10 protein-coding genes and 1 tRNA gene are annotated in these 14,165 nt (G+C 49.8%); 1 reads left to right on the plus strand and 10 read right to left on the minus strand.

Annotated elements, in window-relative coordinates:
* Positions 1-22 precede the first annotated feature (22 nt).
* From Pla110_RS17165 to Pla110_RS17210, 10 genes are all read right to left on the minus strand, one after another.
* Complete coding sequence (locus Pla110_RS17165; RefSeq protein ID WP_144997455.1) at positions 23-1,468, minus strand: PulJ/GspJ family protein; 1,446 nt, start codon at positions 1,466-1,468, stop codon at positions 23-25.
* 74 nt (positions 1,469-1,542) lie between these two features.
* A complete protein-coding gene (locus Pla110_RS17170) occupies positions 1,543-2,724 on the minus strand; it encodes a type IV pilus modification PilV family protein (protein ID WP_144997457.1) in 1,182 nt (393 codons plus the stop codon).
* Positions 2,721-3,716, minus strand: coding sequence for a prepilin-type N-terminal cleavage/methylation domain-containing protein (locus Pla110_RS17175; protein WP_197440256.1), 996 nt, complete (start codon positions 3,714-3,716; stop codon positions 2,721-2,723). Before Pla110_RS17175 ends, Pla110_RS17170 begins: the two co-directional genes overlap by 4 nt.
* Before the next feature lies 1 nt (position 3,717).
* Positions 3,718-4,773: a type II secretion system protein gene (locus Pla110_RS17180; protein ID WP_144997461.1), complete on the minus strand. Its 1,056-nt coding sequence runs from the start codon at positions 4,771-4,773 to the stop codon at positions 3,718-3,720.
* Positions 4,774-4,818: 45 nt separating this feature from the next.
* A complete protein-coding gene (locus tag Pla110_RS17185; RefSeq protein ID WP_144997463.1) occupies positions 4,819-5,697 on the minus strand; it encodes a type II secretion system protein in 879 nt (292 codons plus the stop codon).
* Positions 5,698-5,888: 191 nt separating this feature from the next.
* Positions 5,889-7,136 carry a type II secretion system F family protein gene (locus Pla110_RS17190; protein ID WP_144997465.1) on the minus strand — a complete coding sequence of 416 codons (1,248 nt, stop codon included), beginning with the start codon at positions 7,134-7,136 and terminating at the stop codon, positions 5,889-5,891.
* A gap of 459 nt (positions 7,137-7,595) precedes the next feature.
* Positions 7,596-9,302 carry a GspE/PulE family protein gene (locus tag Pla110_RS17195; protein ID WP_144997467.1) on the minus strand — a complete coding sequence of 569 codons (1,707 nt, stop codon included), beginning with the start codon at positions 9,300-9,302 and terminating at the stop codon, positions 7,596-7,598.
* 247 nt (positions 9,303-9,549) lie between these two features.
* On the minus strand, positions 9,550-10,683 hold the full coding sequence (locus Pla110_RS17200) for a type IV pilus twitching motility protein PilT (RefSeq protein WP_144997469.1): 1,134 nt from the start codon (positions 10,681-10,683) through the stop codon (positions 9,550-9,552).
* A gap of 942 nt (positions 10,684-11,625) precedes the next feature.
* Positions 11,626-13,323 carry a GspE/PulE family protein gene (locus tag Pla110_RS17205; RefSeq protein WP_144997472.1) on the minus strand — a complete coding sequence of 566 codons (1,698 nt, stop codon included), beginning with the start codon at positions 13,321-13,323 and terminating at the stop codon, positions 11,626-11,628.
* Between the two features lie 73 nt (positions 13,324-13,396).
* On the minus strand, positions 13,397-13,645 hold the full coding sequence (locus Pla110_RS17210; RefSeq protein ID WP_144997474.1) for a hypothetical protein: 249 nt from the start codon (positions 13,643-13,645) through the stop codon (positions 13,397-13,399).
* Between the two features lie 289 nt (positions 13,646-13,934).
* Here Pla110_RS17210 and Pla110_RS17215 point away from each other — a divergent pair.
* Positions 13,935-14,007, plus strand: a tRNA-Ala gene (locus Pla110_RS17215).
* Positions 14,008-14,165: the final 158 nt, after the last annotated feature.

The following is a 14,165-nucleotide window of genomic DNA, read 5'->3' on the forward strand; positions in this document are numbered from 1 at the left end:
CAAAGTTGTGCGAGTAATGGTCTTAATCAATCAGTGAATGTTGAATCGTCAACTGCCGCGTCCGCTCACTTCGTGTATCCCAATACCGAATAGTGATTTGAATCGCGCGAACGGGTGTAGGATTTGTTCCGTCATCGGGGCGATAAGGTGGATCATCATTCACAGTGTCCGATGGAAACAAATCGACAGTGGGATGCCACGTATCGAAGATATTTCCCGGATACGAAGCTGGCAGCGGAGAATAAGTATCCCGCACTGTGGTAGTGCCATAGGTAAAATCGCCACCCGGCAATCCGTGGCCAATATCAACGAACGAGTTCAGCTGTTCATCCCATAATTTCACATCGAAACTGAGCACGTTGGTCATCAACAAGTCCTCGAACTGTCGAGGCCCCCCTTCGCCAGACGTATCAAAGTCATCGATCAACCCATCGTCGTTTGCGTCATCCAAGGTCGTGACATCCAATGGGCTGGACCCCGCAGCCCCCGGATAAGTAAACGCGGAATGGGACGTCTCTGCATGGGTAAAGCGGCCAACATAAATCGGGGTCCCCGATTCCTGAATGAATTCCCGCGGCAACCCGGTTCCAAAGCTGAACCCGAACCGAGTTCGCGGATGCGCGAGCGGATTGGAGATTCCACTTGCAGTATTTTCTAGACTGTTTTGAGCACTTAAAGTCTTGCCAACACCATTGAGCGTCAGCTTTGTTCCATCATGAAACGCGGAGATATCGAAGTCGTTCCAGAAGTCTCCGGTCGCATAAGTGGTAAGCGCGTCGACAGTGGCGTCGTAATCCCCCGTGATCAAATCGGTACTGCCACTAGTCTGCGGTTGGTTCTTGGCTTCTTCAACAGGTTGATACAACAATAAGACACGCCGATATAGGTTTCCATTCCGTACGAAGTAAGCAACTTCAGCATATCGAGATGCGGTGAGCCCTTCGTTCCCAATCAAGTCCTGCTGAAAATCACTCCAACTGGGTTGATCAATATCTAAGTCTTCATCGCTATTTGCCAATGTGGTCGCTTTACCATAAATCAGATTATCAAGATCGGTGTCCGTCACTTGCCCCGAAATATAGCGGTCAATCGTCAATTGCAATACATCGTCCGTGTCATCGTTGACGTTGTTATCGGAGATATAAATGTATCCGATTCGTTCGCTGAAATTTCTCAATTCGAAGTCAGTGTCAGTAGGAACAGGAGCGGTCTCGCCTGCAGCAAAAGGAATCACATTCCGGAATGTGCGTGTTTCCAGATCGCTTTTGAGAATGGTGGTCAGCGTGCGGGCTTTTTCATCGTTGTTCGAAATGCCGCTCGTCTGGACGATCGTGTCAGTCGCGACACGGAAGACCTGCGCAAAGGCGAACATCATGATGGTCACCAGGACGATGGACACCAACAGTTCGACCAGAGTGAAACCACGTCGGGCTGATGTTGTTCTGGTTGTGGCAGTGGTTGAAATCATCGAATTCTTCCTCGGGCCCCGTTTTTACTTCTCACGAAATTGGCTGTAACTAAGTCAGTAGGACAGGTGAAACACTAGTCGGTCGTGAATGCTTTCAATGGATACACGTCGATTACATTACGTACTAACATGAGCTTCGTGCTACTTTTCACCGCGGGTCGGTCAATTGAAACGACGTAAGGGTTGGTCGATTCCACGCTGACAATTTTATACCAGTGGCATTTCTCCGCATCGAAAATGAAGTTCCCCACCTTGGGTGGTGGCTCCAGGTCACTGGCGTTGATCTCGGCCACAGCCGAACCAATCGTCAATGTGCTGCCGGTATAAACTGTTTCCGAATCGGGTTCGAAACTACGGTTGAAAAAGACCACGATATCCGCATTGTTATTTACCTGGGTTCCGTCAATGTACGTTCGACGAACCGACATTAACCAACTTAAACGCGGGTCGGAAACTTCCAACTGAACTCGCTCGGGAGAGAACGTACTGGCGACTGGATAAGTGTCTGTGGCGTCGCCATCGTTATTTCGATCCACTGAATCGAAGGTTTCCGACCAGTGAATTCGATTCGGGCTGCCTGGTTCCACCCCGGTTAGAAATCGATACTCGGCCCCTTTACCGGTGGAGCTGAATAGAATCGCGCGGGCGCGTACTAGACCGGTCTGATTCCCAACCATGTCGTTAATCCCTGTCAAATCGGCTTTGGGATCAACATCCACATATTCATAAGGGGGAACAAACGACTCCACTGCCGCAGTAACGAGGGGCTCCCAGGTATCCGAGGACGTGGTGAACAGGACGGCATCGTCGCGATCACCTGCGCCAGAAATATCGCGGTCCAGATCGAGCATCGTCAAAGAGGTGTCAAAAGTCTGGCGGGTAATCGTATCCCCATAAAGGTTTTCATTCCCACTTCCAAGATCAAGCGCGTCGATATATCCCTGCGGATCAACGACGATATAGCCAGAGACCCCCGGACTGGGAATCGCTCCCGGAAAGGAACCATCATCCCATTGATCGACGTAGCCCGGATACATGTCTAACATCGTTTCCACGTTGAATCGTAAGCTGGTCGCTGAAGTCAGATGATGCGCGCGGACGGTGCGCAGGATGGCGGCCGGGAACATGGTCGCCAGAGCCACCAGCCCAATTCCCATTAAGAGAATGGAGATTAACACTTCAACCAGCGTGGTACCGGTTCGTCCGGTGCGGGCGTGTTGTGTGTCCGATCGCGTTGTCTGAAATGCGCGAATCATTCTGTTATTCCCGTTCTGGCTAGTTTGAATGGATCGGTGCCACCGTTGTCCGTATTAATCGGGGGCGTGCTAATCTGGCCAGTTTGAGTAAAAATGGTCACAAGGGATTCATTCCCTTCTTTGTTTTCATCACCAAAATCGAAGCCCAAGGTGACATCTTCGATCTCGACGATGGGGAGATGCAGTAACCCTTGAATTGACAGTGGCCCATCGACCGTTCCGAGTGGACTGAACATGATGTCGACGTAGTCTGAATCCGCAAGTGCTCCCCACGCCAAAGGACGAATGGAAGGACTCTGTAATTCCAACACCGATAAATCGATAAACACACCATCCGGAAAACTGATGGGATCTTCATCCGCCATTTCGACGGGGGCGAGTGTCACTTCGTGATCGCCTTCGTTAACAAATCCTGCTGAGATATCCATATTTGTCCCTGTCGCATCGCGATATTCCGGAACGATTCTTAATCGATCTGAAGTTATCGAACTTGAGAGAGTTCCACTTTGGATGTGGTACCACCAATTTCCCAACCGAACCTTTGATTTTTCAGTCAATAGCCCTCTGTTATAAAGCGAGTTCCAGTTCACACCCGTACCATTTACAACGTCAGCATCTCCCCAAGTGGGAGGGCCCATGCTCGAATCTCGGCGGACTTCAATATCTCCTGCAGTTTCATTCTCCACGACTTCCAGATACGCCATCGATCTGACCATGTAGTGGCCTTCGACATCTTCGTAATAGAGTCGCAAGCCGCGGGGTTCATTCGCGTGGCTCGCCCGGTCGCGGGCACCTTCGAGCGCCGCCTGAATGGTTCGCGCGGCTGATGGAACCCGACTGTTGTCCAACGCCACCGTTAACGTGGAGACGGTGGCCGCGGTCAAGATTCCCAGAATGAGAATCGCCACCATCAACTCGATCAACGTAAAACCGGAGGCTCTACGTCGCGATATGAAAAAGTGTTCTAATAGGGGCTGTCGGCAGCTAATCATCTTAGTTTCCTCGCGTGCCCTGGTGATTCGTAATGTCGTCATTGATAGGAGAGTTATAAATGTGATCCGCCGAGGTGGAGTCCGTTTGAGCGGGATCAAACGTGAACCCACCAAAGACAAGTTCGGGCTCTGCCAGAATTGACTCCAACGGCTCCTTCACGCCCAGAGTTTGATCCTGTCCTGCAGAGACCACAACCATGGTGTGGTAAGTATCAAAGTGATGTGGCTCGGGAGGAGTAACAGCATCATCAAACGTGAAAGCAAATACACCAGCCGAATTTAACACGCCCAGTTCACTGGCCGTTGCCTGGCTCAGAATTCCTTTGGGATCGTCTGGATCTGTTTCTAATACGTTATCGGGTTTGTCCGCGGCGGCAGGAATGTATAAACGTAACAGTAAATTGCCACCGATCAGGTTTGTGCCATCCGGTCTCGTCAGGAATGTTGGCCACAGGTACATCCTCAGAGGATTGCCCCACCCATCGAGAAACTCTAAACGACCATCACCATCGGTATCGCCAATTTCGTTGCTGCTGAAATCAGTTTCTGCTGCAGTGATACTCAATAGCGGGACAGGGTTCTCACCGGCAATCGTGCCTTTCATCAGAAGTTCGTACAGAATTTCCGACGAGAACGCCGCTTCTTCTGCCGATGTTCCGACAGCATTGGCACCATTCACGGGATCGTTGTAGCTGGATGGATCCAACAGGTAGTCCATTCCAAAATACTTGCCCATGTAATGTTTATGTACACAAACAGAAATCAGATCATCTTTGTAGTTCGGTCCGCTGGACCAGTTCCGGGAAAGGTCTTGAATCGTACCCTGGAACCGACCACGTTCTTTGGCTAATCGGAACGCACGTAATCGGTCCTGGACGAGTTCGTCAATCTTTTTTAGAGTCGCCCGAGTCTGGGTTTCTCTTCCGGAATTCAGAACGTTACCGATCACTACGGTAAAAATACCCATAATCACGGCCATGATCGTCAGGACGATCATGATTTCGACCAGCGTGAAACCACGTTTTTTCTGTTTGATTGTCACGTCTGCTGTTTTCATCTGTCTAAGCTTTCCTGTAGATCGGATGGGAATCGACCAAGTCGATTACGGTGCCAGTCGTCCCTGATGGAAGTTCGTGATATTGTCTCTTTCACCTTCACGAGCACCACTTAATGCCGTGCCCGCTGAATTGGAATCGAATACCCCGCCTTGACCATAGATTCCATCGGCACCGGCTGAGATCAGTTGGAAAGTCTGCCCTTTCCAGAACACGTCCTCAGCAACATTCTGTGAGTACGCTTTCGTCATTCCACTCCCACTGAGTGCCGTTACCGGCGAGTTATATTCATCACTATTGACATACATGATGGGATTTCCACCGTCTGACAAAGGATCGACCAACATTTTGAATTCGTCATCGAGAGAGGAGTCGCCATTCGTATCCTGTAAAACTAACCGCGAGTTATCGAACTCGTGGAAGGGACCGACACGGGTTCCACCAGGCTGAAACGGCGCCGTTGGATTTTTGGAAAACCCGTTCGGAATTCGGTCCGATACAGTTCCGGAATCTTTCAGGATTCCTCCCAGAAAGAAGACGAGACACTCCGCCCCGTTGAGCGTAATGACATCCGTCGAGTTTCCATTTCCATTGGCATCGAAGACATTTGCATTTCCAAAATCGTAATTCGGCCAGAACCGTCTAAGGACTGCTCGTTCCGTGTTTGTCCAACCGGTATCCTCTTCTCGCAGAGTAAACGAACTGGGTGGCAAATCATGGAATTGCATTTTGAAATCGCCCAATGCTTTTTCGAGCGATGATAATTCCGTTTGCACTTCGAGTTCCCGGGCGACGCCTACTGTGGGGAAAACGGCATAGGTCAGCAGTCCCATCAGGATGAGAATGATCGAAATGACGACGAGTAATTCCACCAGTGTGAAACCGGATCGACGACGGGTGGGGTCGTGGGTGAGGGAATGTTGCATGATTCGTCAACTCCTTCTGTACCGGCCGAGAAGCCTCAGGCACAGGGCGTGCTACTGTTTGTTCGGATGTTAAATTTCACGAGTATGGTGTGAGTGAACTGTTTCAAAAATCGAATTCGGTGCCCAGACCCTCTATCGCTGCGGCAAAGCACCTGCCTGCCGCAGCCAGGCGTCTTTCCTCTTCCGATCTCTTAACCGGAGAGACTGTTGATCAATGCAATCATGGGCATGAAGAGGGCAATAACGATCGTTCCCACAATCACCCCTAGAACAACCACCATGATTGGTTCCAGAATACTAATCAGAGATTCGACGGCGACTTCGACTTCTTCTTCGTAGACGTCCGCCACCTTGTACAACATCGTATCCAGGGCACCGGTCTCTTCGCCGACGTCAACCATGTTGACCACCATGTCGTCAGTGATCCGGGCTTCACGCAGAGGAATCGCCATAGACTCCCCTTCGCGAATCGCCGCGTAAATATTGTCAAATGCCCGACGGAAGACGGCATTGCCGGAGGTATCGCGGGCAATAATCAGTGCTTCGAGAATAGGTACACCGGAGGCAATCAACGTCCCCAATGTACGCATCGTACGAGCAATGGTTGCTTTTCGCAGAATTCCGCCTAACAGGGGAAACTTCAAACTGAGGAAGTCGCAGATGTACGCTCCCGTTTTGTTCTTCTTTACGATCTTAATGAACAACCAGAAGGCAATCGGGATCATGGGAATCAGGAACCAGTTATCGACCACCCAGTCACTACAGGAGATCAACATGATCGTCAGCCAGGGAAGTTCCAGATCGAAGTCGTTAAACAGGTTTTTGAACTCCGGAATAATGAAGTACATAATCCCTGTTACGATGACGATGGCGACGGTGATCACCACGGCCGGATAAATCATCGCCCCGATCACTTTTCGTTTCAGCGTCTGGGCTTTCTCTTTGAAGTCGGCCAGACGTTGCAGAATAATCTCAAGAGCACCACCGGCCTCGCCCGCTTTGACCATGTTGACGTACAGGTTGTCAAACGCTTTGGGTTGTTTGGCCATCGCTTCGGAAAGAGTCGAACCGGATTCGATCTCTTCGACGACATCGATCAGTGCGTTCTTCAATGGACCGGGACGGCACTGGCCTTCCAGAATCCGCAGGCTTCGTAGAATAGGAAGACCAGCATCCTGTAATGTTGACAGTTGACGTGTAAAAGTCGTTAACTGCTTACCGCGGACACCACCGATGGCGAATGTTTTCTGAGCTTTGTTGCTCTTCTTTTTGGGAGCCGATTTCTTCTTATCCCGCATTCGTCCTTGTTCGGTAATTTTGGTTATATAGAAGCCCTTCTCCTTAATCGCACGTTGGGCCTCCTGCTCTGTGGCGGCTTCGACGGTGTCTTTGACTTCAAGACCAGTGTTGTCCATTGCTTCATACTGAAAAGTCGGCATGCTGCCCTCCGGAGTACTGACTTAGTAACGAGAAACTCGTTATGCAGGAATTGAATGAATCTGTTGAATCGTAATTTGAATTGAACTTAGGAATCGCTGATTGCTGACGGCGCTGAATGACATGTTTGAAATGGGTTCGCAGTAGCAAACATCATCTATGTACTGTCCACCATTCGATGAGATCGAGTAAGGTGGAAAGAGTCTTTGAATCAGTAATACTGGAAATGAGAGTGACAGATTTTGTCGATGATCAGTTGCATTACGGAGTTCCACATATTCGAGCGATCATCGATCGCGGAGAAACAAATATTTTCACTGTGGCCCGTATATCATTTAATTTTATAGAACCGCCCACTACCCGTTGAAGAAAGAGTCCAACAAAGCAATCCTCGAGCGACTTTTCGATGTGATGGTTATCAAGTTTTGATAAGTATAAAATTAGCTAATCAGGTATGTTTGTTATTCAATATCTTCCATGACCGTTTCGCGTACGACTTCGTCAATGGTCGTGACGCCATCAAAGATCAGTTTCAATCCCGCTTCTCGCAGAGTGGTCATCCCCTGCGTACGAGCGTAGTTTCTAATATCATCAACCGAAGCTTCCGAGGTAATCATGTCCCGGACTTCATCGTTGAGGACCATGAATTCATAAATACCACAGCGGCCTTTGTAGCCAGTGTTGTTACAACGCTGACAGCCTTTACCGTAATAGAATTTGTATCGTCGTGCCTGTTCGATTGGTAGTTGCAATTCCATCAGCAATTCATCGCTCGGCTCGAACTCGATTCGGCATTCAGTGCAGATTTTTCGCACCAGTCGCTGAGCCAGTATCGCTTCGACGGTCGCCGTAATCAGGAACGCCGGCACCCCCATATCTCGCAATCGCGTAATCGCACTTGGGGCGTCGTTCGTGTGCAAAGTCGAGAACACAAGGTGACCGGTCAAGGCACTCTGAACAGCAATCTCTGCCGTTTCATAGTCACGAATCTCACCGATCAGAATTTTGTCTGGATCATGCCGCAGAATAGCTCGTAGAACCGTCGCAAAAGTCACATCAATGTCCGGGTTCACCGGCACCTGTACGAGACCATCGATGTCGTATTCGATTGGGTCTTCTGTCGTAATAATTTTTGTTTCGATGTCATTCAACTCGTTAAGAGCTGAATAGAGTGTGGTTGTTTTTCCGCTTCCGGTCGGGCCTGTCACCAGGACGATCCCGTTCGGTGAATGAATGGCACTACGAAACCGCTTGAGAGTCGTTGGATCCATACCGATTTTGTCGAGGTCCAATTGAACCACCGTACGGTCCAATACTCGCATAACGACCGCTTCACCAAACAAAGTTGGCAGTACACTGACGCGCAGGTCAACCGGGTTACCGGCAACGTTTAATTCAATTCGTCCGTCCTGAGGTAACCGGCGTTCGGCGATATCCAAATCCGCCATAACCTTCACCCGAGAAACAAGCGCGTTCGCCAAGTGACGGGGAGGAGGAACCATTTCGTATAACACACCATCAGCACGAACACGGACGCGAAACTCTTCCTCGAAAGGTTCGAAGTGAATGTCGGAAGCCTGGTCTTTAATGGCCAGGAGCAGAATCATATTGAGCAGCTTACGAATCGGCGCGGCATCGGCCATCTCTTCGGGAGAGGCCAGGTTGAAGCCACGCATTTCGCCATCCTCAGCATCCGGATCGGCGAAGGCGCTCATCACATCTTCAATACTCTCTTCTTTGTCCGCGTACAGCCGAGCAATGGCTTCTTCGACTTCAACCGGGCTGGAAACGGCGCCTCTGACTTCATATCCCAGGAAGTTGCGAATGTCATCCAGAGCGGCGACATTTTTAGGGTCCGCCATTGCGACGGTGAGTACATTATCTCGTAACGAAATGGGAACGATGCTGTATAATTCGGACATCGTTTGCGGAACGAGCTCCAGCACATTCGGTGGAATATTGGTCTCGGTCAGCGAGATAACAGGCATGCCCCATTGCTCGGCGAGCGCCTCGGTGATCTGCACCTCGGTGACCAGCCCCATACGTTTGGCAACCTGACCGAGGACCTCACCGGGGGACTGTTTCTGTTCCTCCAGAATGTCCCACAATTGATCTTCGGTAATGTAACCGAGGTCGACCAGGATTTGACCAATACGTCGTTGAGCCATGGTTGTAAATTTCTACCTGCTGTCCGCGTTTATCTTTAATGCACCGTACTACCAGTCAACAGGACCGGCAGTAGGGACAGGTCGCAAAACGAATTGCTTACCAGGTTTAACTACCTGCAATCTCTCGAATGCAGTTATTCAAAAATCTGATCTTTTCCGGCCCGAAGAAATTCTCAGCTGTCTGTGATCTGATGTTTCTGTTTTGTATGTTTTCAATCGAGATGACAACCAGCTATTTCGATCAGCATTAATCATCATCGAATTCGTCATCGTCATCATAGTATTCATCTCCGCCATCCATGCCATCGTCATCCAACAGTCCCCGCTTCGCCTTGGCGATGCGTTGCTTTAGTTCACCGGGATTGTTCGATTTTATGATGATGTCTTTCTCGTCGACGATGTCGTTTTTCCATAAATCAAACAGGGCATCATCCAGCAGTTGCATGCCATATTTACGACCAGTCTGAATCATGGAGTTGATTCGGAACGTCTTTGCTTCTCGAATCAGGTTCGAGATAGCTGGAGTGACCACCAGCATTTCATATGCGGCAACCAGCCCACCCGTCTTCCGGGGGAGCAATGCCTGACTCAAAATACCAATGATCGAAACGGATAACTGTGTACGAATCTGTTCCTGCTGGTGAGTAGGAAATACGTCAATAATTCGGTCGACAGTTCCCTGTGCACCCGTGGTATGCAAAGTTCCAAAAACAACGTGCCCTGTTTCCGCCGCGGTAATCGCGGAAGAGATGGTATCCAAGTCACGCATCTCCCCGACCAGAATGGCGTCAGGGTCCATCCTCAAGGCACGGCGAAGTGCTTCAGGAAAATCGGGAACATCGACACCAATTTCACGTTGGTTAATCGTCGACTTTTTATGTTCGTGGTAGTACTCAATAGGGTCTTCCAACGTGATGATATGATCGTACTTATTGTCGTTCATCCAGTTGATCATACTGGCAAGACTGGTTGTCTTACCGGAACCGGTCGGCCCCGTCACCAGGAACAAACCACGCGGCCGCTGAATCAATTCTTCAATCGCCGGTGGCAGTCCCAATTGTTCAAACGTCAGGAACTCGTTAGGAATTCGCCGCAGCACAAGACCGATCTGGCCACGCTGTTTGAACACCGCAACTCGGAAGCGAGCTTTATCTCCGTAAGCGAAACCGAAGTCGGTCCCCCCCACTTCCTGTAACTCCTGCTGATTCCGTTCCGGAGTGATACTCTTCATCAATCCGACAGTATCTTCCGGAGTCAACACTTTTGTATCGAGCCGCACAATACGCCCCCCCTGCCTTAAAGCCGGGGGTTGATTTGTCGTGATATGCAAATCGCTTGCTTTGTTGCGGACAACTGTTTCCAGAAGTTTATCAATCTGCATTGTGTTCGCCGAAAAACCAGTGTGGTTTCCTGTTTGTGTTGGAAGGTCATTTCAACTTCAAATCGAAACACATAGAGCGAGGCCAGTCGACGAGTTCCACCAATCTTGATTCATGGACAAACAAGACGTTAACCTGCGATGATTCCTACAGAAGAGTGAAGGTAAGATGAAATGACAATATGATTTGTATATGACAGAGAGTTGTTCAGAACATTGAAATGATTTCAGAATTGCTGCCAGGCTGAGAGAATCTCAAACTTTTGATAATCAACAAATCTGTTTCAAGGTCTTCTCGAAACCACCCGTTGTTCAAACTTCACTTGCCAATGAAAGTAAGCTCAAGCACCAGAAGATTTTGCAATAAACCTAGAGTAACCTTTCCAAATCCATCTGACAATTCAATCAGCTTAAAAACCCCCTGTCATCCGAGACTTGCAATTGTGATCGAAAAACGACGTTATGCGAGTCCAAGTCGGATTAGATCAACAGGAGGAAATTTGAATAATTTCGACGTGCTGATGTTTAGTGAACTTTAAAGGACGAAGATAAGATTGAGTAACAAGACTGGAATAAGGAATGTTGCCTTTTCGCAACGTGCCTTCATTATTCCGCTTCTCCTATCGAAAAATCAAATTCCGGCCCCTTTTGTTCCTCTTCGCTCGAAAAACGTCATTTTGGATTTCGGAGTAACTGGACGCTCTCTCCAGCTCACAGAGCACCCCATACTTAAAGCGCAGCCCCACACCCATTAAGTGCACACACGAACACACACCCTCACATTGAAGTGCGTGAAGCTCAGCCTGACCTACCGCCATCTGAGAATGATCATTCCGAGTTGTTAAGCCGCGGTTCTTTCGCAGATTGCCTGGCCAGTTATCCGTTCAGGCCACAGCTTGGCGGCCGCAGTGCCTCAATCACTGCTAAAGAGCAATCCCAATAAGACTAGTGGCCTCCAGAACGTAGTTTCTCAACTTCGGCCAATGTCGTAAGCCCTTGAACAGCCTTGTCTTTTGCATCTTCCACTAGCGTTTTCATTCCCGAAAGTCGTGCTTGACGGCGGATGTTTTGCGTCGGCTCACTTCGGAAGGTCATATCGCGGATTGCGGCGTTCATCAGCATTAATTCAAAAACAGCCCGGCGTCCCCGGTAGCCGGTATGCTGGCAAGTCGAGCATCCCGCCCCGCGGACCATATTGCCGTTGGCGACCTCTTCAGTGGTAATTTCGTAGGTCTCCATTTCCGCCTTAGTAGGAGTGTACGGTTGTTTGCATTTCTGGCAAACGACTCGAACCAATCGCTGGGCCATGACCGCCATAACAGAGGAAGCAACGAGGAATGGCTGAACACCCATATCGGTAAGGCGTGTAATAGAACCGGGCGCATCGTTCGTGTGGAGCGTACTGAAAACCAGGTGTCCTGTCAAAGAAGCTTGAATTGCCATGTCTGCTGTCTCGACATCGCGAATTTCCCCGACCAGAATTACATTCGGAGCTTGCCGCAACATCGCCCGAATGATCCGGTTGAAGTTTAATCCAATTCGAGCTTTAACCTCGACCTGATTGATCCCCGGGAGGTAATACTCGACCGGGTCTTCCGCAGTAATAATCTTTCGGTCGGGCCGGTTCAGTTCACCCAGGGCGGAATAAAGAGTGGTCGTTTTTCCACTACCCGTTGGGCCAGTCACCAGGAAAATTCCGTTCGGGCGGCGGATAATATTCTGAAAGGACCTGTAATTATTTTCACTAAACCCTAAGTTGCGAATACCGACCTTAATATTGTCCCGGTCCAAAATACGAAGCACGATGGCCTGACCGTGGTTGGTGGGCAGAATACTGACACGCAGGTCAAAGTCCTTGTCACCAACAACCGTCTTGATTCGACCGTCCTGACATCGCCGTTTCTCAGAAATGTCCATTTTTGCCATGACTTTAACGCGAGAGACAATTGCCCCCAGTAGACGTCGGGGCGGGCTATCCCGTTCGACAAGATGGCCGTCGATCCGGTAGCGAATCCGTACACGATCCTCAAACGGTTCGATATGGATGTCGCTCGCCCGCAGTTTCACCGCCTCGGTGACGATGAGATTAACCAGCTTAATAAGCGGAGAGGACTCCTCATCGCGTCCCTCAAGCTGTGTTCTTGTTTCTTCCGTTTCCGTAAAGTCGATCGCCGTTTCTGTGAACTCGCTCAACATGGAGTCGACTGATTCGGTCTCACTCTGCCCATAATGTCGGTTGATGGTCGCCAAAATTTTACTTTTGGGTGCCAATGCGACGTTAATATCTTTGTTCAGGATGAACCGGAGCTTGTCGAGAACCTCCAATGCCATCGGGTCACTGATCGCCACCTTTAGCACGTCCCCGTCGAGCTCCAGGGGAACGACTGTATTTTCCCTGGCGACCGATTCCGGGACCATCTCGACAACCGAAGGAGGTATTTCGACGCCATCCAGCTGTGCATAGTCATAAGCGTAATACGCAGCCTGATATTGGCATACGACGTCCGCATCGACGTAGTCGAGGTTTACCAGAGAATCCGACGTAGTGATTCCACTGCTGGAACCGACGGACTCAGCCTCCATCAGCTGCGAGGCACTGATAATATTGTCAGTTACAAGTTGATCCAGCCATTCTTCGGCCATACGTCGTTTCTCCGCAGGATGCCATACAGTTTGAGGGTACAGATAATCGGTGACGGGAAGTGGGGATGCCGTTTCAGCAGAACGATCCGACCGGATAACCTATCTCGATAACCGAAATGAGAGTTCGGTCGAAATGGGCCGGCAGGAATGCATCCAGGTTGAAGAGCTGATTGTGAGCGAAATGAGCCTGAATTGAAAGTGCTCCCGTAACCTGTTCGAAAGGGTGTCCACCGCGAGTCGCGTTGAAGTGTCGCTGATTTTCAGTGTCCCAGCAGAGAATGACTGAACTGGATTCTAAAAACCACCCATTAAATTGGGACATGCTTCTAATCTAAGCGATCCCCTGACAGTGATATCGGCAGGTCACTTCCAGTCTCGACAAACTTCTTCGATTCCTTCTGAAACCGAGAGGCTAGTGGCTGAAAATGGCAATACGATTCTGCTAGAATTCCGCTTGATGGCCCTTAGAAGATTATGTGTAACTTAATTCTGGTCCGGAGCTCCCGGACTGTCAAGCGGCCATCCCCCACCGGGAGACCGATTCACCCGGTCTCTCAAAACCGATGTCTGTTTGTTGGAAATACCCTTCCATCACACGCCAACTTCGTTCAGGGGCGGTAGCTCAGTTGGGAGAGCGCTGCGTTCGCAATGCAGAGGTCGTGGGTTCGAATCCCATTCGCTCCAATCTTTTTAGTATATCCTCACCCCGCTGATGAGAAGCGTTTGAGGAACGATTTGGATATCCTCCCCGCATTACACCACCGGATTGAGGATGCCATATTCGAGATCGCCGCCGCTCCAGATTCGCTCTTGGGGCACATGCTGAACTTTGGGGCCGGCTG

Origin of the sequence: Polystyrenella longa (assembly GCF_007750395.1) — a bacterium.
In the GTDB taxonomy this organism is placed as follows: Bacteria; Planctomycetota; Planctomycetia; order Planctomycetales; family Planctomycetaceae; genus Polystyrenella; species Polystyrenella longa.